This window comes from Streptomyces sp. NPDC028314 (assembly GCF_055565795.1).
The window spans coordinates 14,452-36,322 of record NZ_JBVHTP010000008.1; the positions used below are offsets into that span (position 1 = coordinate 14,452).

Genomic DNA, 21,871 nt, shown 5'->3' on the forward strand with positions numbered 1-21,871 from the left:
TGCCGTGCATGCGCATTGTTGTTCTGGCCGGCGGCATCGGCGGCGCCCGTTTCCTCCGCGGACTCAAGTCGGCGGCTCCCGAAGCGGAGATCACGGTCATCGGCAACACCGGTGACGACATTCACCTGTTCGGGCTGAAGGTCTGCCCCGATCTGGACACCGTGATGTACACCCTCGGCGGTGGCATCGACGAGGACCAGGGCTGGGGCCGCACCGACGAGTCCTTCACCGTCAAGGAGGAACTCGCGGCGTACGGGGTCGGACCCACCTGGTTCGGCCTCGGCGACCGCGACTTCGCGACCCACATCGTCCGTACCCAGATGCTCGGTGCGGGCTACCCGCTCAGCGCCGTCACCGAGGCCCTCTGCGACCGCTGGCAGCCCGGCGTCCGGCTGCTCCCCATGTCCGACGACCGGGTCGAGACCCACGTCGCGATCACCGAGCCCGGCTCCGGCGAACGCAGGGTCATCCACTTCCAGGAGTACTGGGTCAAGATGCGCGCCGCGGTCGACGCGGAGGCCGTCGTACCCGTCGGCGCCGAGCAGGCCAAGCCCGCACCCGGCGTACTGGAGGCCATCGCGGCCGCCGACGTCGTCATCCTCCCGCCGTCCAACCCGGTCGTCTCCGTCGGGACCATCCTCGCGGTGCCCGGCATCCGGGAGGCCGTGGCCGCCGCCGAGGCGCCCGTCGTCGGCCTCTCCCCCATCGTCGGGGGCGCCCCGGTGCGCGGCATGGCCGACAAGGTGCTCGCCGCCGTGGGCGTGGAATCCACCGCCGCGGCCGTCGCCCTGCACTACGGCACCGGACTGCTCGACGGATGGCTGGTGGACACCGCCGACGCGGGGGCCGTCGCCGAGGTCGAGGCCGCCGGGATCACCTGCCGCGCGGTCCCGCTGATGATGACCGACCTGGAGGCCACGGCGGAGATGGCCCGAGCGGCGCTGGAGCTGGCGGAGGCCTCCCGGTGACCGTCCCCTCGTACGAGGTGCGCGCCGTCCCCGGGATCCCCGAGATCGGCCCGGGTGACGACCTGGCCGCCCTGATCGCCGCCGCGGAGCCCGGTCTGCGCGACGGGGACGTGCTGCTGGTCACCTCGAAGATCGTGTCCAAGGCGGAGGGCCGGATCGTCCGGGCCGAATCGCGCGAGGCGGCGATCGACGCGGAGACCGTACGGGTCGTCGCCCGCCGGGGCTCCCTGCGGATCGTCGAGAACCGGCAGGGGCTGGTGATGGCGGCTGCCGGGGTGGACGCCTCGAACACCGCCCCCGGCACGGTGCTGCTGCTCCCCGAGGACCCCGACGCCTCCGCGGCCGCGATCCGGGAGGGGCTGCGGGCGGCGCTCTCGGTGGACGTCGGCGTGATCGTGACGGACACCTTCGGGCGACCCTGGCGCGCCGGGCTGACGGACGTGGCGATCGGCTCCGCCGGGGTGCGGGTGCTCGACGACCTGCGCGGCGGCACGGACGCGCACGGCAACCCGCTGAGCGCGACGATAGTCGCCACGGCGGACGAGCTGGCCGCGGCCGGCGACCTGGTCAAGGGCAAGGCGGCCGGCCTGCCCGTGGCCGTCGTACGCGGTCTGGCCCACGTACTCGGCGAGGGCTCCTCGGCGGCCGACCTCGTGCGGGCGCCGGCCGACGACATGTTCCGGCTGGGGACCTCGGAGGCGGTACGGGAAGCCGTGACGCAGCGCCGGACCGTACGGGCCTTCACGGACGAGCCCGTGGACCCGGGCGCGGTCCGCCGCGCGGTGGCGGCGGCCCTGACGGCCCCGGCCCCGCACCACACGACGCCCTGGCGGTTCGTCCTGCTGGAGTCCGCCGAGGCGCGGCTCGAACTGCTGGACGCGATGCGCGACGCCTGGATCGACGACCTGCGCCGGGACGGCAGGTCCGAGGAGTCCGTCGCGAAGCGGGTACGGCGCGGGGACGTGCTCCGCAACGCCCCGTACCTGGTGGTCCCCTGCCTGGTCATGGACGGGGCGCACGACTACGGGCACGCCCGGCGGGACACCGCCGAACGGGAGATGTTCGTCGTCGCGATGGGCGCGGGCGTACAGAACTTCCTGGTCGCGCTGGCCGGGGAGCGGCTGGGCTCGGCGTGGGTGTCCTCGACGATGTTCTGCCGGGACGTGGTGCGGAAGGTCCTGGCGCTGCCGGACGGGTGGGACCCGATGGGCGCGGTGGCCGTGGGCCACCCCGCCGCGGCTCCCCCGGAGCGGCCGGGGCGGGAGGCGGCGGGGTTCATCGAGGTGCGGTAGGGGGCCGCGGCTCCCTAGAGCTTGCCGATGTCCGTGCGGGGCATCTTCGGGGTGCGGCGGGGCGGGGCGTGGCCGGCCAGCAGGATGAGGCGGGCGGCGCGGTGGCGCTGGCCCGCGTACGGGGCGAGGAGTTCCAGCATGGCCGCGTCGTCGGCGTCTCGGTCCCCGGCGAGGGCGTAGCCGACGATCCCGGGGAGGTGGAGGTCGCCGGTGGTGACTGCGTCGGGGGCGCCGTTGCTGCGCTGGAGGGTCTCGGCCGAGGTCCACGGGCCGATGCCGGGAACGGCCTCCAGCCGCCGGGTCGCCGCGGCGAGGTCCATGGCGGCGGCCTCCTCCAGCCGGTTCGCCACGCGGGCGGCCCGGACGATGGTGGCGGAGCGCTTCGAGTCGACCCCGGCCTTGTGCCAGTCCCAGGACGGGATCAGGGCCCAGGCGCGTGCGGTCGGCATGACGTACAGGTCCTGGCGCGGGCCGGGCGCGGGTTCCCCGTACTGGCGGACCAGGCGGCGCCAGGCGCGGTAGGCCTCGTCGGTGGTGACCTTCTGCTCCAGGACGGTCGGGATCAGGGACTCCAGTACCAGCCCGGTCCGGGTCAGGCGCAGACCGGAGCGGCGGCGGTGGCTGGCGTGCACGAGCCGGTGCCGGGGCACGAACTCCGCCGGGTCGTCGGCGGACCCGAGCAGTTCGGGCAGGCCGTCGAGAACCCAGCCGGCGCCGGGTCCCCAGGCCTCGGCGTGCAGCTCCTGGCCCTGCCGCGCCACGCGGAGGGTGGCGGGGCCGGCGGGGGTCTGGCTGGTCTTCCAGACGGAGCCGTCGGGGGTGGTGCGGAAGGTGGGGTCGGCGGGGCCGCGTCTGAGGGGGCCGAGGGTGAGTCCGAGATCGACGGGGCCGTCGGGGGCCCAGACCCGGCTCTGCGCGCCGGCTCCCCCGGCCGGTTTGCCGGGCCCGGCGGGCACGTCGGTGCGGCCGCCGCGCACGGCGAGGGGGGTGAGGGGGTCGAAGCGGCCGGCCATGCCTTTGAGCGTAGCGCCGGTGCCCTGGCCGGGCGGTTCGGGGGTTCGGGCTGCCCCGTGCCGGGCCGGGCCGGTCTGCAGCTCGCCTGCCGTTGCCCTGGCCGGGCGGTTTCCGGGGTTCGGGGTGTCCCCGGTGCCCCGGGCCTGTTTGCAGCTCGGCTGCCGTTGCCCTGGCCGGGCGGGTGGCGGGGTTCGGGCTGCCCCGTGCCGGGCCGGGCCTGTTTGCAGCTCGGCTACTGCGGGTCGCCTCAAGCGCCGGCGGGGCTGGGGTGGTGGGTCGGTGCCGGGTCCGGGGTGGGGTGTCGTCCGGGGCGGGCATGATTTATGGCGCCCGTTCAGGACCTTGAAGTTCGGGCCTCGATGCGCCACAAATCACGTTTTAGCCCCGGTCGACACCCCACCCCGGCCCCGTCACCGACCCAGGTGGTCGGATAACTGTCCCCCACCGCAGGGGCTGGGCTTCGTGGCCGGGGGCGGTGTCGGGGTGGGGTGTTGTCCGGGGCTAAAACGTGATTTGTTGGCGCCCTGTACCGCCCGGCAACTGGGGGCTCGGCTGGGGCGCCATAAATCATGCCCGCCCCGGACCACACCCCACCCCGGCGGCGCCACCGGCACCCCGCCCAGACCGCAGCCAAACCCAGCCCCGCCGGCGCTTGAGGCGCCCGGGCGCAGCCCGGGGCCGGAAGCGACGGCGCCGCAGGCGACCAGGGTGAACGCCCGGCCAGGGCAGGGGCAGGCCGAACCCCGTCAACCGCCCGGCCAGGGCAACGGTTAGCGGCCCTGGAGCTTCGCCGACGACGTGCGGGTCGGGGGGAGCTGGTTGTAGAGGAGGCGGCCCGGGCATTCGGTGGCGAAGCCGTCGCGGTGGCCCGAGATGACGTTCATCTTCACGGCCCGGCCCTTCGCGTACAGGTTGCCGCCGCCCGACTTCAGGGTGGTCTTCGCGCGCGGGTCCGCCCCGAAGAGGCCCAGCTTCCAGGCCGTGAGGCGGGCCACCGCGTCGACCGCCGCCGCCGGCGGGGCCGTGGAGGAGTACGAGCCGATCACCGCGACGCCCATGCTGTCCGTGTTGAACCCCATGGTGTGCGCCCCGAGCACCGGCTTGGCCACGCCGCCCGCCCGGCCCTCGTACACCGTGCCGCACTTGTCGACGGCGAAGTTGTAGCCGATGTCGCGCCAGCCGCTGCTGACCACGTGGTAGCGGTAGAGGCTGCGCAGCACCGCCGGGGCGTCCTTGCAGGCGTAGTTGTTGCCGGAGGCGGTGTGGTGGACGAAGGCGGCCTTGACCGTGTTCGTGTAGCCGAAGCCCTTCTCGCGCAGGTTCTCGTCCGCGCCCCAGCCCTTGCGGGTGACGATCCGCGGGCGCGGGCCGATGTACGGGCGGGCGGCCTCGCTGAGGGAGCTGTCGGCGAGGATCGCGTCGGCGGTGGAGTCGGCCTTGTTCAGTTCGGTGATCTCGTCGGCGCCGAGCGGGGCCAGCGGGATGTTCGCGGAGGAGGACTCCGCCACGCCGGGCAGCAGTCCGGCCTCGCCCTTGTCGTCGCCCTCGGGGTCGTCCTCCGGGCCGGTGTTCTTGCCGTCGGCCGCCGACGCCGACGCGTCCGCGCCCGGGTCCACGAGTTCGATCCGCATCCCGGAGGGGAGCCGGGACGGGGCGCGGGTCGCGGCCCTGGTGCCCGCTTCGGCCTGGACCCGGACCTCGACGCCGTCGGACTCGCCGACCCACAGCGGGGCGGTGCTGCCGCGGACGCGGCCGGCGGCGCGTTCCACCGCGTCGGGGTCGGCCGCGTGTTCGCTGTTGTGGGTCTCGACGTCCTGCCAGTCGGACCAGGTGGCCGTCCGTACGGAGCGGGTGCGGACCTGGACCCGGCCGAGGAGCTGGGTGCTCGCGTCGTCCCAGACGACGCCGACCATCGAGAACGTCTTGACCTCGCGTGCGGACAGGCCCTGGGTCTCGGGCAGGCCGGGCGAGGCGCTCATGCCGGGGACGCCGGGGGTGCGGCCCGCCACGGGTCCCAGGGGGGTGAGCGGAAGGGACTGGGTCGACCCGGCGGGGGTCGCGGCGGCGGCCGTGCCGCGGGTCGGGGTGGCCAGGGCCGGGGTGGGGAGCGCGAGCGGCAGGGCCAGTGCGGCAGCCGTCGCGACGCCGATCGAGGAAGCAAGGAATGCACGCATGAAAAGATGCTCAGCACACTCACCACCCGGCGCCATCGGAGAACTGACGGCCCGTCCGATGCCGGCGCGATACTCCTACCCCGTACGGGGGAGTCGGCGCCCGCCGTACGGGGGAGCCCGGCGCGTACGCTGGGCCGGGTGAACGCCACTGACCGCACCCCTGCCGACCTGCTGCGATCCGCGCTCGCCGCCGATCCGGGCCGCCCGCTCGTGACCTTCTACGACGATGCGACGGGCGAGCGCGTCGAATTGTCCGTCGCCACCTTCGCCAATTGGGTGGCCAAGACCGCCAATCTGCTCCAGGGCGACCTGGGCGCCGAGCCCGGTGACAGGCTCGCGCTGCTGCTCCCCGCGCACTGGCAGAGCGCCGTCTGGCTGCTCGCCTGCGCCTCCGTCGGGGTGGTCGCCGAGGTGGGCGGGGATCCGGCCGGCGCCGATCTCGTCGTGACCGGGCCCGACACCTTGGAGGAGGCCGCCGCGTGCGGGGGCGAGCGGGTCGCGCTCGCGCTGCGCCCGCTGGGGGGCCGGTTCCCGCAGCCGCCCGCCGGGTTCGCGGACTACGCCGTGGAGGTGCCGGGGCAGGGCGACCGGTTCGCCCCCTTCCAGCCGGTGGACGCGGACGGCCCGGGGCTGGTGGTCGGCGGGGAGGAGCTCTCGTACGCGGCTCTCGTCGCGCGCGCCCGCGAGGACGCGGCGAAGCTCGGCCTCGGCGAGGGGTCCCGGGTGCTGTCCGGGCTGGGCTACGACACCTGGGAGGGGCTCTCGGGCGGGCTCTTCGCCGCGCTGGCCTCGGGCGGGTCCGTGGTGCTGTGCCGGAACCTGGACCGCTTGCCGGAGGCGGGGCTGGCCCAGCGGGTGGAGAGCGAGCGGGTCACCCACACGGCCTGAAGGCCGCCCCGCCCGCCGCGACCCCTACCGCCCCTACCGCCCGTACCGTCCGTGCCGAGCAGGGGTGATTTGTCACCCGCTCGGCCCTTTACAAGGGGCCGCCCCCGGGCCGCCGCGGCCGCCCGGGGGCAGGATCGGCACAGGCCGTGCTCACCCCTGCGGCCTGCCGGTACGGCGAGGGGACGGAAACGCGAGTGACCGACAGCGCGGGCATACCGGGCGGCGCCGATGCGGCCGGAGGCACACCGAAGCCTCCGCGCGGCCGCAGGCGCCGTCTGCTGCGCCGCGTGGGCCTCGGGACGGCCCTGCTGGTGCTGGCGGGGGCGGGCACGGGCTGGTGGCTCTACAACAAGCTCGACGGGAACATCACCGAGGACACCTCCGCCACCGCCGAGCTGGAGCGCTACGAACGGGAACGCCCGACGCACCTGGTGAACGGGGCCCAGAACATCCTGCTGATCGGCTCGGACACGCGCTCCGGCAAGGAGAACGCGAAGTACGGACAGGACGGCGGCACCCAGCGCTCGGACACCACGATCCTGCTGCACCTGCCGGCGGACCGGGACAGCGCGACGGCCGTGTCGATACCCCGGGACCTGATGGCGGACGTGCCGAGCTGCCTGAAGGCGGACGGGGGCCGCACGGGCGAGCAGCTGGCCCAGTTCAACTGGGCCTTCCAGTGGGGCGGGGCCGCCTGCACGATCCGTACGGTGGAGAAGCTCACCGGGATCCGGATCGACCACCACGTGGTGGTGGACTTCGGCGGGTTCAAGAAGATGGTCGACGCGGTCGGCGGGGTGGAGGTCTGCCTCAAGCAGCCGGTGAACGACGCCGAGGCGAAGCTGAAGCTCCCGGCCGGCCGTCAGCTGCTCCAGGGCGAGCAGGCCCTCGGTTTCGTCCGGGCCCGCTACAGCCTGGGCAACGGCAGCGACACCGAACGGATGGAGCGGCAGCAGCAGTTCCTCGGCTCGCTGGTGAAGAAGGTGCAGAGCAACGGGGTCCTGCTGAACCCGGGGCGGCTGTATCCGCTGCTGGACGCGGCGACCTCCTCGGTGACCACGGACCCGGGGCTGGCCTCGCTGCGCGGGCTGTACGAACTCGTACGGGGCGTACGGGACATACCGACCGAGCGGGTCAACTTCCTCACGGTGCCCCGCCGGCCGTACGCCGGGAACCCGAACCGGGACGAGCTGCTGGAGCCGGACGCGGCCCGGCTGTTCGAGCAGCTGCGGACGGACGCGCCGCTGACCGTGACTCCCCCCGAGCCCGAACCGGAGCCCGCGGGGACCCCCGGGAAGGGCCGGCAGGGCAGCGATCGCGGGACGAACGGGCAGACCGCGGGCTCCGATGCCGATCCTTCCGGAACCGCCGCGATACCGTCTCCCGTCCCCACTTTCACGGGCACCACGGCGGCCTCCGCCGACTGCCGGTAAAGCAATCCAAAAAGCCGGTGATCCAAGCGATCCGGTTGGGGGGTTTGGGGCGTTATGGGGGGAGTGGAATTTGTCACCAGCATGGTTTGCAGCTGACCTGGCCGGATAAGGTGAGCGATCCGGTGCCCTGGCCAGCAAAGAGGCCGTGCACCAGCAGCCGGACGTTGACCGTGCGCCTTGGGGGAGGCGCATCGCGAGGCACCGACGGAGGATTCGAGCAACCGTGGATGCGCAAAGCCGTGGGCGGGCGGACGAGATCGACCCCGCAGACCAGTGGGTCCTCAACCCCCGCACCGGCAACTACGAACTGCGACTGGGCCATTCCGCTGCGCAGCAGCCGTCCGTCGCCACCCCCCGCCGAACACGTACGACCCGTACGCCTCCACCTGCCACCGGATCCCCCTCGGCCCCGGCGGTCCCCAAGCCCCGGCGCGGCGACGGGCCGCCCGGCGGCCGGCGCGGTGGCCGCTCCCGCAAGGGCGGCGGCAAGGGCCCGGGCAAACGCCGCAAGGTGCTGGCCATCACCGGTGGCACGCTCGCGTTCCTGCTGGTGGGCGGCTCGGTGGGGGCGTACCTCTACTACGAGCACCTGAACGGCAACCTCAACGTCATCGACACCGGCTCCGCGGGCACGGGCAGCTTCAAGAAGGACCAGGCCATCAACATCCTGGTCATCGGCACGGACAAGCGCAGCGGTGACGGCAACGAGGGCTACGGGGACGCGGAGAGCGTCGGCCACGCCGACACCACGATCCTCTTCCACGTCGCCAAGGACCGCAGCAACGCGACCGCGCTGTCCATCCCCCGCGACCTGATCACCAACATCCCGGCCTGCCCGACGAAGCAGCCCGACGGTTCGGTGAAGGACGTGCACGGCACGAAGGGGACCCGCTTCAACGAGAGCCTCGGCCAGGAGGGGCGCGACCCGGGCTGCACGATGCGCACGGTCAAGGAGCTCACCGGGATCCAGGTCGACCACTTCATGATGGTCGACTTCAACGCGGTGAAGACCCTGAGCTCGGCGGTCGGCGGCGTGCCGGTCTGCGTGGAGAAGGACGTCGACGACCGCGACTCGAAGCTGAAGCTGACGGCGGGCGAGCACCGGCTGTCGGGCGAGCAGGCGCTGGCCTTCGTACGGACGCGGCACGCCTTCGGCAACGAGAGCGACCTGGACCGCATCAAGACCCAGCAGCAGTTCCTCGGTTCGATGATGCGCGAGATGAAGTCCAAGGAGACGCTGACCAGTCCGAAGAAGTTCCTCTCCCTCGCCGAGGCGGCCACCAAGTCGCTGAGCGTGGACCAGGGCATAGGGTCCATCAAGCAGCTGACCGCTCTCGCCGGTGAGCTGAAGGACATAAACCTCAAGAACATCACCTTCACGACGCTGCCGGTGCTCGACAATCCGAACGAGCCGGCGAACCGCAAGGCGACCGTCGTGGTCAATCCTTCGCAGGCCGATCCGCTGCTGCAGATGATCCGGGGGGACGTCTCGCTCACGGAGGTCGAGCAGAAGGAGAAGGCCGCGAAGGAAGCGGCCGACGCCGACGCCAAGAACAAGCAGGACGCGCTGCTCCAGGGCACCCGCGCTCCGGCCGGGGACGTGCGGGTGAACGTCTTCAACGGCGGCGGCCCCTCCGGTTCGGCGTCCACCACGCTGAACTGGCTGCAGAACAGCAAGGGCGTGGGCAAGGCCAGCAACCTCGGCAACGCCCCGGCGAAGCTCGCCAGCACGCAGCTGGAGTACGCCCCCAACCAGGCCGACCAGGCCAGGGCGCTGGCGGACATGATGGGGCTGCCGGCCACGGCGATGAAGGTGGGGCCGGCCGACGCCGCGCCGCGCACGCCGATGAAGCTGACGCTCGGCGCCGACTTCAAGGAGCCGGGGGCTCCGCTGGCGGCGGCGCCGCCGCAGCAGACCCCCGAGGGGCTCCAGCGGGTGGAGGCCGACAAGGCGGTCTGCGCCAAGTGACCTCACGGCCGCTCCCCGGCGAACGGATGCCTGCGGCACCGTTCGCCGGAAGGCCGCCGACCGCCGGCCGCAGCCGGTAGGGCCGGCACCATACCGACCAATCATGATCTTTAGGGGGGACGCGTGAGGCACAGCAGCGTGCGTGGGGAGGGGGCGCCCGACCAGGCCGCCGACGGCATATCCGGCGACCCGGGCACGCCCGGCACGGTACCGCGGCCCCGGACGGGTTCCCGCGGCTCCCGGCCCGTGGGCGGCGGCCGGGTCCGGCACCGGCGGCGCCGACGGCGCGCGCTGTTCTGGGTGGCCTCGGTCCTCGCGTTCCTGATCCTCGGGACCTCGGCGGCCGGGTACCTGTACTACCGGCACCTCGACGGCAACATCCGCAGCGGCCAGCGCCTGAGCGGCGACAGCGGGGTGTCCAAGTCCGAGGCGAACGCCCGCGGCCAGCGCCCGCTGAACATCCTGCTGCTCGGCTCGGACAGCCGGAACAAGCCGGAGAACCTCGAACTCGGCGGCAGCCACGACAGCGTCGGGGCTCCCCCGCTCGCGGACGTGCAGATGCTCCTGCACGTGTCCGCGGACCGGCAGCACGCCGCGGTGGTCAGCGTCCCCCGCGACACCCGGGTCGACATACCCGAGTGCACGGACCCGAAGACCGGCGAGAAGTTCAAGAAGACCAACGCCATGATCAACGAGTCCCTCGGGCGCGGTGGCCCCGGCTGCACCCTGGCCACCTGGGAGAAGCTGACCAACGTCTACATCGACCACTGGATGATGATCGACTTCTCCGGTGTGGTGCAGATGGCCGACGCGGTCGGCGGTGTGGACGTCTGTGTGAAGGACAACGTCTGGGACCGGCCCCTGGCCACCTCCGACGGCGGCTCCGGCCTCAAGCTGAAGGCGGGCACCACCAAGGTCAAGGGCGAGCAGGCGCTCCAGTGGCTCCGCACCCGGCACGCCTTCAGCAGTGACCTGGGCCGGGCGCAGGCCCAGCACATGTACATGAACTCGATGATGCGCGAGCTCAAGAGCCAGAACGCCTTCACCGACGTCGGCCGGATCACGGCCCTGGCCGAGGCGGGCACCAAGGCCCTGGAGGTCTCCGAGGAGATCGGCTCGGTCAAGAAGCTCTACACCCTGGCCATGCAGCTCAAGGACGTGCCCACCAACCGCATCACGATGACCACGATGCCGACGCTGCCCGACCCGCGGGACCCCGACAACCGGCTGGTCGTGAACCCGTCGGACGCCGACAAGCTGTGGACGATGGTCCGCAAGGACGTGGCCTTCGACAAGAACGGCGCCCCCGAAGCCCCCCCGAGCGCGCAGCCGGGCCAGCCCGCCCCGTCCGGCGCCCCGTCCGGCGCGCAGCCGACGCCGGGCCAGGAGCCGTCGAAGGCGCCGGCCACCGCGCCCGACAAGATCGCCGTGCACGTGGTCAACGGCACCGGCGCCGGGATGCCGCTCGTGCCCAAGCGCGCCACGGCCGTCACCGACGTGCTGGTCTCCAAGGGGTTCACCTCCGCCAAGGCGGACGCCGGGCTCACCCCGGAGAAGACCACCGTGATCCGCTACCCGAGCGCGGACCTGGCGGACCAGGCCCAGAGCGTCGCGGCGGCGCTGGGGATCCCGTCGACCTCGGTGCAGCTGTCGGCCGAGGTGTCCCGGATCACCCTGGTGGTGGGCGCCGACTGGCGCGAGGGCGCCGTCTTCCCGCAGCAGCCGGCTCCGGTGGCCGGGTCGGTCCCCGAGTCGGCGGACCAGCTCAACGGCGCCGAGACCGGGGCCTGCATGGACGTGTACAAGCCGTACCGCTGGTGAGCCGAGCGACCGCGGGGCTCCCCGCGGTCGCGCGCACGTGAAAGGGGGTGATCCGGTCCGCCAGGAACCGGGTCACCCCCTTCTTCGTACGCGGCTCAGACCTCCGAGGCGTCCCGGCGCACTGCGGGGCGGCGGCTCGCGATGACCTTGTCCGCGAGCGCCCGCGGGCTGGTCAGGAAGCCGAAGCCCCAGCACATGTGCATGGTGGCGAGGGCGACGGGGATCTGCGCGCGGGCCTTGAGCGAGAGCCCCTTGCCGGCCGGGACCGAGCCCGCGGTGATCGCCGCGAGGTAGCCCGCCGGGACCACGAGGGCCCACGGGGTGACGGCCGCGCCGAGGACCACGCCGGCCGCGATCGCGCAGACGGCGGTGGGCGGGGCCAGGTAGCGCAGGTTGATGGAGCCCGAGTGGTAGCGGGCGACCACGTGGCGCCAGCGCCCGTAGTCCTTGTACTGCTTGGCGAGTGCCCGTACGGAGGGCCGCGGGCGGTACTGGACCTTCAGCTCGGGCGAGAACCAGATGAGCCCGCCGGCCTCGCGGATGCGGAAGTTCAGCTCCCAGTCCTGGGCGCGGATGAACTCCTCGTTGTACCCGCCCTGCTGCTCCAGCGCCTCGCGGCGGAAGACGCCGAGGTAGACGGTCTCGGCCGGCCCGGCCTCGCCGCCGGTGTGGAAGGCCGCGTTCCCGACGCCGATCTTCGAGGTCATCGCGGCGGCGACGGCCTCTTCCCAGGCGTTCTCGCCCTCGGCGTGCATGATGCCGCCGACGTTCTGCGCGCCGGTCTCCTCCAGGAGGCGGACGGCGGTGGCGATGTAGTTCGGGGAGAGCATGCCGTGGCCGTCGACGCGTACCACGATCGGGTGACGCGAGGCCTTGATGGCGGCGTTGAGGGCGGCGGGGGTGCGGCCGGTGGGGTTCGGGACGGTGTGGACGCGAGGGTCTTCGCGTACGAGCTCGGCGGCGATCTCGTCGGTGCGGTCCGTGGACGGCCCGAGTGCGATCACCACCTCCATCTCGCCTGCGTACTCCTGTCCGAGGATGTGCCGGACGGAGTCACGCAGATGGCGCTCCTCGTTGAGCACCGGCATGATCACCGAGACTGCTGGCTGCTGCGCGGGCATGTGGTCCTTCAAGGTCGGGTATCGGTGTCACGTTACCGCGTACGGGGGAAACGGGTGCGCGGCGGACGAGCGGTACGGACAGATGCTGATCGTATGGATCTACTGTTCTGACGATCTGCCAAATCCATCGCAACCGGTACAGAGCCAGAAGAACCGCACCATCCAGGCCTTGCTCGTCCCCTGCTGCCCCCGCGGAGGTGTCCCCCGTGCCCCAGCCGCACCGTCCCACCCGTCCCGCCCGGCCACGGCAGCAGCCGCAGCGCGCACCGCGCGGCGGCCGCGGCGGTCCGGCGCGCAGGCGGGTGGACAAGCCCCGGTGGGGCGTACGGCTCGCGGCCGGGGTGTCGGTGGTGGTGCTGGGCTCCGGGGCGGTCGGGCACGCCGTGATGACCGGGCTGGACACCGGGATCGAACGGGTGGATCCGTTCAAGGACATGAAGAACCGCCCGCAGGCCGGGCACGGGGTGAACTTCCTGCTGGTCGGCACCGACGGCCGGGAGAAGATCACCCCGGAGGAGAAGCGGGAGTACCGGCTGGGCGGGGCGCCCTGCCACTGCACCGACACGATCATGCTGGTGCACCTGTCCGCCGACCGGGAGCGGGCCAGCGTGGTCAGCCTCCCGAGGGACAGCTACGCCGAGATCCCCGCCCACCAGGACCTGACCACCGGCAAGCCGCACAAGGCGCACGCCGTGAAGCTCAACGCGGCCTACGCGGAGGGCGGGCCGAACCTGACCGTCCGCACCGTCGAGAACATGACCCGCGTGAAGATCGACCACTACCTGGAGGTCGACTTCACCAGCTTCATGAGGACCGTCGACGCCGTGGGCGGCGTCGACATCTGCACCGCCAAGACCATGCGGGACGCCAACACCGGCCTGGACCTGCTGCCCGGCAGCCACCGGCTGACCGGCGGGCAGGCCCTTCAGTACGTGCGCTCGCGCCATGTCGACGGGGCCTCCGACCTGGGCCGGATGCAGCGCCAGCAGCGGTTCGTCGCCGCGCTGATCAAGCAGGCCACCGGTGGCGGGGTGCTGCTGAACCCGGTGAAGTTCAAGGAGGTCAGCTCGACGCTGCTGGGCTCGGTCCGGGCCGACCGGGGCTTCGGCTCGGAGCAGATGCTCGCCCTGGGGCAGGCGATGCGGGACTTCGCCCCCTCGTCCTCGGAGTTCGCCTCGGTGCCGGTCGGCAATCCCTCGTTCCCGGTCAAGGGCATCGGCTCGACGGTCAAGTGGGACGAGCCGAAGGCGGCCAAGCTCTTCGAGTCGCTCCGGAACGACCGCCCGCTCGCCCCCGCCCAGCCGGCACGCAGCGCCCGGCCCGCGCAGTCCGGGCGGCCCGAGGCGGTCCCGGTGGACGTGCCCCCGGCGCAGATCCGGGTCCAGGTGGAGAACGGGACGCGGATCGACGGGCTCGGCGGGCGGGTGGACGAGGCCCTGCGCGCCACCGGCTTCGACACCACCCGGGCCCCGGGGAACGCGGCCAGCCAGAAGGTCAAGCGCACGGTGATCGCGTACGACCCCCGCTGGGACCGCTCGGCCCGCACGGTGTCCACGGCGCTGCCCGGGAGCGAGCTGCGCGCGGTGGCCGGCCAGGGCCGGACGGTGCTGGTGACGGCGGGCGCGGACTACACGAAGGTGGTGCCGGTCCGGGCGGAGGACCCCTACCAGGGCGAGTACGGCGTGGTCACCGGCGACCAGGTGGTCTGCGGCAGGCAGGGCCGGCCGGAGCGGTAGGGCCGCCCGGAGCCGGGACTACTTCGTCCGCTCCACCAGGGAGACCTGGAGGCCGCCGGTCACCTTCTCGTTGCGGACCACCTTGAAGTGGCTCCGCAGCGCCTCGGCCTGGGCCTTCGGGAACTTGTGGTACGGGTCCTTGGCGGCGCTGTGGTCCTCCCAGGTGACCACCCAGATCCGCTGGGTGGTGCCGAGGCACTCCACGGGCCGCGCGCACTCCACCGGGAACAGGTCGTCGTCGTCCACCGCGGAGCGCTGGGCGAAGACGTCCCGCAGCTCGACCCGGTCGGGCAGCTCGTAGCCGACCTCGTAGTCGAGCATGTACACCCGGTCCTTCTTGCCCCGCAGCGGCGCGAACCCGTCCCCGGGCCGGTAGTCCTCGGCGATGATCCGCGCCACGTCCCGGCCGTCGGTCTGCTCCTTGGCGAACTCGGTACGCAGCTGGCGCTGGTCCGGGAGCCCGAGCAGGATCAGCCCCGCCAGCCCGGCCACCCCGGCCGCGCGCGGCTTCAGCGCGGCCAGCCCGGCGGCGGCCAGCACCACCCAGGCGGGCACGGTGAACAGGAGGTAGCGGTCGATGAAGTACGAGCTGCTGCCCTGCGAGACGACGTACCCGGCCGCGATGGGCGCGGCCCCGCACAGCAGGAGCTCAACGGCGGGCCGCCGGCCCCGGTTCCAGGCCAGCGGCAGCAGCGCCACCGCCGCGATGCCGAGGGCGAGCAGCGGGGAGCCGAAGAGGTTGTCCCAGACGGCGGAGACGTCCCGCAGGCGCGGGGCCTTGAGCCAGCTGATCTGCCGGCCGACCTGCCGTCGGCCCAGCAGCACCAGCGGTATCACCGGCAGCAGTCCGGCGGCGGCCGTCACCGCGTAGGCGACCAGGGTCCGCCCCCGCCGGTCGCGCCGCCAGCGCAGGAGCACGATCAGCGCGTGCGGCAGCAGGAACAGCAGCGACACCATGTGGAACAGCCCGGCCAGCGCGACCGTCAGGGCGTACGGAGCCCAGCGCCGCGGCACCGGCCGCTCCAGCGCGCGCAGCAGCAGCCAGGTCGCGGCGCTCACCGCGAGCACGACGAAGGCGTACGAGCGGGCCTCCTGGCCGAACTTGGACACGGCCGGCAGCAGCGCGAACAGCAGCCCGGCGAAGACGGCGGTGCGGCGGTCGAAGAGCGTGCGGGCGGTCAGCACCACGAAGGCGGCGGCGCCCGCCATGGCCAGGGCCGAGGGCATCCGGAGCATCACCAGGGAGTCCCCGAAGACGGACACCCAGCCGTGCAGCAGCAGGTAGTACAGGCCCGAGACGGCGTCCACGTTGCCCAGCATGGCGAGCAGGTCGCCGGTGCCGCGGGTGGCGGCGTTCCAGCTGGCGAGCTCGTCGCGCCAGGGCTGGGCGGTGCCGCTGCCGAAGATCCCGAGGGCCAGGGTCAGCAGGGACGCCCACAGCCAGTCGGGCCCGGGCGTCCGGCGAACCGCCGGGCGGCGCTCGCCCTCGGGCGCCCCCGCGGGGGCGGGGGAGGGCTGGGTGACAGTCGGCATGTTGGGGTTCTCCGCAGCAGAGCCGGTCTCGGGAACGCCGCTGGTCACCTTGGGCGGAGCCGGACGTCAGCTGCCGATTCTACGGCGGCCCCGTACCCGGGTGGTCGGCGCCGTACCCGGGTGGTCGGCGCCGTCAGTCGTCGAGGCCCTCGGCGGAGCGGCGCTCGCGCAGCTCCGTGATCGCCTGGCGGCGGGCGAGCCGGTGGGTGCGCCGGATCTGGGCCTCCTGGTAGCGGCGTTCGTCCTGCTCCGTCTCCGCGATGACCGGCGGGACGGCGCGGGGCTTGCCCTCGGCGTCGACCGCCGCGAAGACGAGGTAGGCGCTGCCGACCTGGGTGGCGGGGGTCGATTCGTTCCACCGCTCCGCGAGGACCCGTACGCCGATCTCCATCGAGGAGCGGCCGGTCCAGTTGCACTGGGCCCGCACGTGAACCAGGTCACCGACGCGGACCGGGGCGAGGAAGGCCATCTCGTCCATGGAGGCCGTCACGGCGGGGCCGCCCGAGTGCCGTCCGGCCACGGCGCCGGCCGCGTCGTCGACCAGCTTCATGATCACGCCGCCGTGGACGGTGCCGAGGAGGTTGGTGTCGTTCGCGGTCATGATGTGGCTGAGGGTCGTCCGGGAGGCCGAGGTCGGCTTCCCCGGCAGTTCGCCCGCCGTATCGCCCGCTGTGTCTGTCATACGGACACCTTAAAGCGGTACCGGAAGCATCAGCTCTGCAACAGCCGCGGAACGAAGTTCCCGCCGGGCTGTCGGGCGACACGCCGGGGAAGGCATCCTTGTCCGCATGAATGACTGGCCAGACGGGTGGACCGGCGACCGCGACGAGCGCGGCCGCCGCGACGACGGGTACGGACGCGGAAGCGCTCAGGCGCAGCCGGAGGGCCCGCAGCGGATGCGGCACATCCAGCGGCAGCAGCCCGCCCAGGCGCCGGTCCCGCCGGCGGCCCGGCGGCCCGGCACGCCCCCGCCTCCCGGCCGGCCGCCGGCCCAGAACCCCGCGTACGGAGTGCCCCCGCAGGCGCAGGCCCCGGACGCGCAGGGCTACGACAGCGGCTACAACACCGGCCAGGTCTACGGCACGCCCGCGGGCGGATCCGGCGGCCCCGGCGGCGGCAGCCGCCGGCCCCCGGCCGGCCCCGGCCGCCCGCCCCGCTCCCCCGGCCCGGCGCCGAACCGCGCCCGGCAGATCAAGATCGGCGCGATCGTGCTGGTCTCCGCGCTGCTGGTGACGGGGATCGGCACCTACTTCTGGGCCGACTCCAACGTGCGCCGCGAGGTCGACCTGTCGAAGGTCATCGAGCGCCCGAAGGAGGGCGACTGCACGACGTACCTCATCGTCGGCTCCGACAGCCGCGAGGGCATGTCCGACGAGGAGAAGAAGAAGCTCCACACGGGCTCGGCCGAGGGCAAGCGGACCGACTCCATGATGATCCTGGCGAACTGCTCCAGCGGGAACACCATGATCTCGCTGCCGCGCGACTCCGACGTGGAGATCCCGGCCTTCGTCGGCTCGCAGTCGGGGAAGAAGTTCCCCGCCCAGGGCCGCCGGGTCAAGCTCAACGCGGCGTACGCGGAGGACGGGCCGGAACTGCTGGTGCGCACGGTGGAGTACAACACCGGCTTGCGCATCGACCACTACGCGGAGATCGGCTTCGCCGGCTTCGCGAACATCGTGGACGCGCTGGGCGGGGTGGAGCTGAACATCGAGAAGGGCTTCAAGGACGAGAAGTCCGGGGCCGACTTCAAGGAGGGGACGCAGACGCTGAACGGCGAGCAGTCCCTGGCGTACGTACGCACCCGCTACGCCTTCGCCGAGTCGGACCTGCAGCGCACCAAGAACCAGCAGAAGTTCCTCTCGGCCCTGGCCGGTCAGGCGGCGACCCCGTCGACGATCCTCAACCCGTTCCAGCTGTACCCGGTGCTGGGGGCGGGTCTGGACACGCTGATCGTGGATCAGGAGATGTCCCTGTGGGACATGGGGCAGATGTTCTTCGCGATGAAGGGCATCAGCGGTGGTGAGGGCGTGTCGATGAACATGCCGATCTCCGGCCAGCGGGGCGGCAACCTCGTCTGGGACAAGGCGAAGGTGCAGCAGTTGGTGAAGGAGATCCAAAAGGATGAGAAGGTAACGGTCCGGGGGCAGTAGGGCAAGTGGATTGTCGGAATTATTCACGGCGTGTCGACGTGAGATGAAGCACCACCTCGGACAGTCCATGGACAGGCAGATGAATTTCTCGTAAGACTGGGCTGCCTTCATGCGTCGGGGAACCCGGAACGGCCGCCCTGCCGGCGCGGCCGTCGACCCCGCGGTGTCCACCGCCCCGATGCCCGCCTGATCTGGAGCGTCAATGTCTTTGCCCCCGTTCCCGCCTGTCCTCGGCGACCGACGGCTGGACGGCGACCGCTCGACTCCCCTGGCGGCGCTGCCCGGGCAGCAGCACACGGGCCAGACACCCGGTCAGCTCCCGGACCAGGCACCGGCCGTCCCGCCGGGCCCCAAGCCCCCGCGCCTGCGGGTGCTCGACGGCCTGCGCATCGTCGCCGCGGTGATGGTGCTCTGCCACCACTACATGCGCGACGCGTTCTGGGGCGGTGACGCCTCGGCGGAGTTCGGCTTCCTGGGCACCGCGGGCCGCTACGGCTGGCTCGGTGTCGAACTCTTCTTCATGATCAGCGGCTTCGTCATCTGCATGTCGGCCTGGGGCCGGCCGCTCGGCAGCTATCTGCGCAGCCGGGTGATCCGCCTCGGGCCGGCGTACTGGTTCTGCGTGCTGGCCACCGGAGCGGTGCTGGTGGCGCTGGCGAGGGCCTTCGACACCACCGCGCCGAGCCTGAGCCAGATCTTCACCAACCTGACGATGGTGCAGACCCCGCTCAACAACAACTCGCTGGACCCGTCGTACTGGACCCTGTGGTCCGAGGCGCGCTTCTACCTGATCTTCGCGATCGTCGCCTGGATGGGCCTGACGTACCGCCGGGTGCTGAACTTCTGCTGGATCTGGACGGTCGCCGCGCTGTTCGCCCCCACCTCGGGCCTGCCGCTGCTGGAGAACGTCGCGAACTCCGTGTACGCGCCGCTGTTCATCTCCGGCATCTGCTTCTACCTGATCCGCCGGGTGGGGCCGCGCGTGGGCGAGCCGTGGGTGCTGCTGGCGTTCTCCTGGCTGCTGATGCAGCGCTACCTCGTCGACATCGTCGGCTGGAACACGGTGCCCGGCGACCACCTGTCCTGGAGCGTCTGCCTCGCCGTGGTGACCGGCTGCTACGGGCTCATGGCCGCCGTCGCGCTGGGCTGGCTGGACCGGGTCAACTGGCGCTGGCTGTCGACCGCCGGGGCCATGTCGTACCCGCTCTACCTGCTGCACCAGCAGATCGGCATCGCCCTGCTGCCGCGGCTGACCGACGACCTGGGCCCCTGGCCGCTGGTCCTCGCGATGACCGGCGCGATGCTGCTGGCGTCCTGGCTGATCCAGCGCTTCGTGGAACGCCCCGCGGCCTCCCGCCTGAAGCGATTCCTGGAAACCCGCCCCGCCCGGCCCTGACGGGCCCTCGGGCCGCCGCCCGCAAGGTCCCGCGGCCCCGTTTCCGCACGGTCCCCCGCGGCCCCGCCCGCACGGTCCCCACGGCCCCCCGCCCGCACGGCCCGTTGGCCCCCGCCTCCGCGGGCGCACCGGGCCCATGCGAAAGGCGGGAGCACCCCCGAAGGGTGCTCCCGCCTTTCGTGTACCCGTACCCGCTACTTGCCCGCGCGGGCCCGCAGCTTCCACGGCATGGCGATGGACTCCAGCTGAACCGCGAGGTTCATCTTGGACTCGCCGACGGTGCGGTCCTCGAAGTGGATCGGGACCTCCATCACCTGGAAGTTGCGGCGCAGGGCCTTGAACTTCATCTCGACCTGGAAGCTGTAGCCGGCGCTGCCGATCGACGCGAGGTCGATCGCCTTCAGTGCGTCGGCGCTCCACAGGTTGAAGCCGCCCGTGATGTCGCGGACGCGGGTGCCCAGGATGGTGCTCGCGTACGCGTTCGCCCAGCGGGACAGCAGCTTGCGGTGCGCGCCCCAGGCGTCGGACAGGGTGCCGCCGGGAACGTAGCGGCTGCCGACGACGAGACCGGCGCCGGTGGAGCGGGCCACGCCCAGCATCTCGGCGATCTTGCCCGCCGGGTGGGAGCCGTCCGCGTCCATCTGGAGCACGTACTCGGCGCCCTCCTCGACGGCCTTGGCCATACCGGCCGCGTAGGCACGGCCGAGGCCGTCCTTCGCGGTGCGGTGCAGGACCGACATGCGCGGCTTGCCGTCCTCGGTGAGGAAGCCCTCCGCCAGCTCGTCGGCGATCTTGCCGGTGCCGTCGGGCGACGAGTCGTCGACGATCAGCAGCCGCAGGCCGGGCTGGTCGAGGCCCATGAGCAGCTCGACCATGCCCGGGAGGTTGCCCGCTTCGTTGTACGTGGGCATGACCACGGTGAGCGGCGTCTGCGCCCACGTGTCGGGAAGCTTCGTGGATGCGACGTCGGTCGCGCGGGGAGTCTGCTGCTCGCCTATCACAGGTTGTGCCTCACTGAAGTTGGTCACCGGTCAGAGGAGAAGCGGACGGAAGCGGAAGGCAGTTCGGCCTCGCACCACACCCGCGCCCCTGCGCGAAGTTCATTGTCAGCCCCTACGACGGCACCGTCCCCGATGACCGCGCCGTCGAGAACCGTGCGCGTACCGACCGAGGCGCCGGCGCCGATCAGGCTGGCGCTCACATGCGTGTCCGCACCGATGATCGCGCCGTCCAGCAGGATGGAGCCGTGGACGACCGCGCCCGGTTCGATGCGGGCACCAGCCCCGACAACGGTACCGCCCGAAACCTTCGCTCCCTCCGCCACGTGCGCACCCGGGAGGACCAGGGCCTCACCGCGGGGGCCGGGGACGGCCGGGGAGGCGACGACGCCGCGGACGAGGTCGGCGGAGGCCTGGACGAAGGACTCGGGCTTGCCGAGGTCCAGCCAGTAGGTGTCCTCGGTGACTCCGTGCAGCTTGGCGCCGGAGGCGAGCAGACCCGGGAAGGTCTCGCGCTCGACGGAAACCGAGCGACCGGCCGGAATGGAGTCGATCACGCTGCGGCGGAAGACGTAGCAACCGGCGTTGATCTGGTCCGTGATGATCTCTTCGGGGGTCTGCGGCTTCTCGGTGAAGGCCAGCACCCGCCCCTCGGAGTCGGTGGGCACCAGGCCGAAGGCGCGCGGGTCTTCGACCCGCACCAGGTGCAGGGAGACGTCGGCGTCGGCCGCCTGGTGGGACTCGACCAGACCGGCGATGTCGAGGCCGGTGAGGATGTCGCCGTTGAAGACCAGGACGGGGGCGTCAGGGCCGCCCGTGAGGCGCTGGGCGGCGTTGCGGATGGCACCGCCGGTGCCCAAGGGCTCGTCCTCGACGACGTATTCGAGGGTGATGCCGAAGTCGGATCCGTCGCCGAAGTAGGGCTCGAAGACCTCGGCGAGGTAGCAGGTGGCCATCACGATGTGCGTGACACCGGCGGCGGCGGCCCTGGCTATCTGGTGGGCGAGGAACGGGACACCCGCGGCCGGAACCATCGGCTTGGGGGTATTCACCGTCACGGGGCGCAGACGCGTCCCCTGCCCGCCAACCAGCAGGATCGCTTCCGTCATTGTTTTCTCCCCAACCGGTTCGGGCGTACGAAGGTTCAAATTTAGCCCATCCGGGGGCGTGCAAAGGCCGGAGGCAAGGGCGTGGAGCCGCCTCCGGCTCGATGTCGGGCTCACGGCAGGTTACGTGCCATGACGGTGTGCCGGAGCGGTTGGTTCCCTCTGCGGCGTGTGCGCTCCGCCATACCCGCGCAACTGGCCTGCTGGTTCCCGGCGGCGCAGGGCGGACGCCGCCGCTCGCACCGCAACACCCGGGGCGGCGAAGGCGACGA

The 21,871-nt window shown here is 72.4% G+C and carries 16 protein-coding genes; 9 read left to right on the forward strand and 7 right to left on the reverse strand.

Annotated features, from left to right (window positions below; translation table 11 throughout):
- Positions 1–8 precede the first annotated feature (8 nt).
- Together cofD and ACZ4TG_RS19190 are read left to right on the forward strand one after the other, a co-directional pair.
- On the forward strand, positions 9–968 hold the full coding sequence (cofD, locus tag ACZ4TG_RS19185) for a 2-phospho-L-lactate transferase (RefSeq protein WP_468164208.1): 960 nt from the start codon (positions 9–11) through the stop codon (positions 966–968).
- Positions 965–2,260: a coenzyme F420-0:L-glutamate ligase gene (locus tag ACZ4TG_RS19190; protein WP_468164210.1), complete on the forward strand. Its 1,296-nt coding sequence runs from the start codon at positions 965–967 to the stop codon at positions 2,258–2,260. The genes cofD and ACZ4TG_RS19190 overlap by 4 nt, the downstream gene beginning before the upstream one ends.
- A 14-nt stretch (positions 2,261–2,274) precedes the next feature.
- Here the strand turns inward: ACZ4TG_RS19190 and ACZ4TG_RS19195 are convergent, their stop codons facing one another.
- Positions 2,275–3,273, reverse strand: coding sequence for a DNA-3-methyladenine glycosylase family protein (locus ACZ4TG_RS19195; protein ID WP_468164212.1), 999 nt, complete (start codon positions 3,271–3,273; stop codon positions 2,275–2,277).
- A 771-nt stretch (positions 3,274–4,044) separates the two neighbouring features.
- Positions 4,045–5,448: a peptidoglycan recognition protein family protein gene (locus ACZ4TG_RS19200; protein ID WP_468164214.1), complete on the reverse strand. Its 1,404-nt coding sequence runs from the start codon at positions 5,446–5,448 to the stop codon at positions 4,045–4,047.
- Positions 5,449–5,586: 138 nt separating this feature from the next.
- On the opposite strand from ACZ4TG_RS19200, the gene ACZ4TG_RS19205 reads away from it, so the two are divergent.
- The 4 genes from ACZ4TG_RS19205 to ACZ4TG_RS19220 all read left to right on the forward strand — a co-directional run bounded on the left by ACZ4TG_RS19205 (position 5,587) and on the right by ACZ4TG_RS19220 (position 11,559).
- On the forward strand, positions 5,587–6,336 hold the full coding sequence (locus tag ACZ4TG_RS19205; RefSeq protein WP_468164216.1) for a TIGR03089 family protein: 750 nt from the start codon (positions 5,587–5,589) through the stop codon (positions 6,334–6,336).
- Between the two features lie 194 nt (positions 6,337–6,530).
- Complete coding sequence (locus ACZ4TG_RS19210) at positions 6,531–7,769, forward strand: LCP family protein (protein ID WP_468164218.1); 1,239 nt, start codon at positions 6,531–6,533, stop codon at positions 7,767–7,769.
- A gap of 223 nt (positions 7,770–7,992) precedes the next feature.
- The gene (locus ACZ4TG_RS19215) at positions 7,993–9,738 is read left to right on the forward strand and encodes an LCP family protein (protein WP_468164220.1); all 1,746 of its coding nucleotides are present in this window, start codon (positions 7,993–7,995) and stop codon (positions 9,736–9,738) included.
- Positions 9,739–9,861: 123 nt separating this feature from the next.
- Positions 9,862–11,559 carry an LCP family protein gene (locus ACZ4TG_RS19220; protein WP_468164222.1) on the forward strand — a complete coding sequence of 566 codons (1,698 nt, stop codon included), beginning with the start codon at positions 9,862–9,864 and terminating at the stop codon, positions 11,557–11,559.
- Between the two features lie 95 nt (positions 11,560–11,654).
- Here ACZ4TG_RS19220 and ACZ4TG_RS19225 read toward each other — a convergent pair whose 3' ends face one another.
- A complete protein-coding gene (locus tag ACZ4TG_RS19225) occupies positions 11,655–12,680 on the reverse strand; it encodes a glycosyltransferase family 2 protein (RefSeq protein WP_468164224.1) in 1,026 nt (341 codons plus the stop codon).
- A 206-nt stretch (positions 12,681–12,886) separates the two neighbouring features.
- Here ACZ4TG_RS19225 and ACZ4TG_RS19230 point away from each other — a divergent pair, with 206 nt between their 5' ends.
- Positions 12,887–14,416: an LCP family protein gene (locus ACZ4TG_RS19230; protein ID WP_468164226.1), complete on the forward strand. Its 1,530-nt coding sequence runs from the start codon at positions 12,887–12,889 to the stop codon at positions 14,414–14,416.
- Positions 14,417–14,434: 18 nt separating this feature from the next.
- Here ACZ4TG_RS19230 and ACZ4TG_RS19235 read toward each other — a convergent pair whose 3' ends face one another.
- Positions 14,435–15,949, reverse strand: coding sequence for a glycosyltransferase family 39 protein (locus tag ACZ4TG_RS19235; RefSeq protein ID WP_468164228.1), 1,515 nt, complete (start codon positions 15,947–15,949; stop codon positions 14,435–14,437).
- 133 nt (positions 15,950–16,082) lie between these two features.
- Complete coding sequence (locus ACZ4TG_RS19240; protein WP_468164230.1) at positions 16,083–16,631, reverse strand: acyl-CoA thioesterase; 549 nt, start codon at positions 16,629–16,631, stop codon at positions 16,083–16,085.
- A 106-nt stretch (positions 16,632–16,737) separates the two neighbouring features.
- Between ACZ4TG_RS19240 and ACZ4TG_RS19245 the strand changes: the two genes are divergently transcribed.
- Positions 16,738–18,099, forward strand: coding sequence for an LCP family protein (locus ACZ4TG_RS19245; protein WP_468164232.1), 1,362 nt, complete (start codon positions 16,738–16,740; stop codon positions 18,097–18,099).
- Positions 18,100–18,301: 202 nt separating this feature from the next.
- On the forward strand, positions 18,302–19,495 hold the full coding sequence (locus ACZ4TG_RS19250) for an acyltransferase family protein (RefSeq protein ID WP_468164234.1): 1,194 nt from the start codon (positions 18,302–18,304) through the stop codon (positions 19,493–19,495).
- 194 nt (positions 19,496–19,689) lie between these two features.
- On the opposite strand, the gene ACZ4TG_RS19255 is transcribed toward ACZ4TG_RS19250, so the two are convergent.
- Positions 19,690–20,406 (reverse strand): polyprenol monophosphomannose synthase, encoded by a 717-nt coding sequence (locus ACZ4TG_RS19255; protein WP_468164825.1) that lies wholly within the window; start codon positions 20,404–20,406, stop codon positions 19,690–19,692.
- A gap of 113 nt (positions 20,407–20,519) precedes the next feature.
- A complete protein-coding gene (manB, locus tag ACZ4TG_RS19260; protein WP_468164236.1) occupies positions 20,520–21,602 on the reverse strand; it encodes a mannose-1-phosphate guanylyltransferase in 1,083 nt (360 codons plus the stop codon).
- Positions 21,603–21,871: the final 269 nt, after the last annotated feature.

Bases quoted from the DNA above. Each gene is read 5' to 3' on its own strand.
- ACZ4TG_RS19235 (WP_468164228.1), bottom strand. From the start codon at position 15,949: ATGCCGACTGTCACCCAGCCCTCCCCCGCCCCCGCGGGGGCGCCCGAG.
- ACZ4TG_RS19255 (WP_468164825.1), bottom strand. From the start codon at position 20,406: ATGCCCACGTACAACGAAGCGGGCAACCTCCCGGGCATGGTCGAGCTG.
- ACZ4TG_RS19245 (WP_468164232.1), top strand. From the start codon at position 16,738: ATGAATGACTGGCCAGACGGGTGGACCGGCGACCGCGACGAGCGCGGC.
- ACZ4TG_RS19200 (WP_468164214.1), bottom strand. From the start codon at position 5,448: ATGCGTGCATTCCTTGCTTCCTCGATCGGCGTCGCGACGGCTGCCGCA.
- ACZ4TG_RS19250 (WP_468164234.1), top strand. From the start codon at position 18,302: ATGTCTTTGCCCCCGTTCCCGCCTGTCCTCGGCGACCGACGGCTGGAC.
- cofD (WP_468164208.1), top strand. From the start codon at position 9: ATGCGCATTGTTGTTCTGGCCGGCGGCATCGGCGGCGCCCGTTTCCTC.
- manB (WP_468164236.1), bottom strand. From the start codon at position 21,602: ATGACGGAAGCGATCCTGCTGGTTGGCGGGCAGGGGACGCGTCTGCGC.
- ACZ4TG_RS19225 (WP_468164224.1), bottom strand. From the start codon at position 12,680: ATGCCCGCGCAGCAGCCAGCAGTCTCGGTGATCATGCCGGTGCTCAAC.
- ACZ4TG_RS19195 (WP_468164212.1), bottom strand. From the start codon at position 3,273: ATGGCCGGCCGCTTCGACCCCCTCACCCCCCTCGCCGTGCGCGGCGGC.
- ACZ4TG_RS19240 (WP_468164230.1), bottom strand. From the start codon at position 16,631: ATGACAGACACAGCGGGCGATACGGCGGGCGAACTGCCGGGGAAGCCG.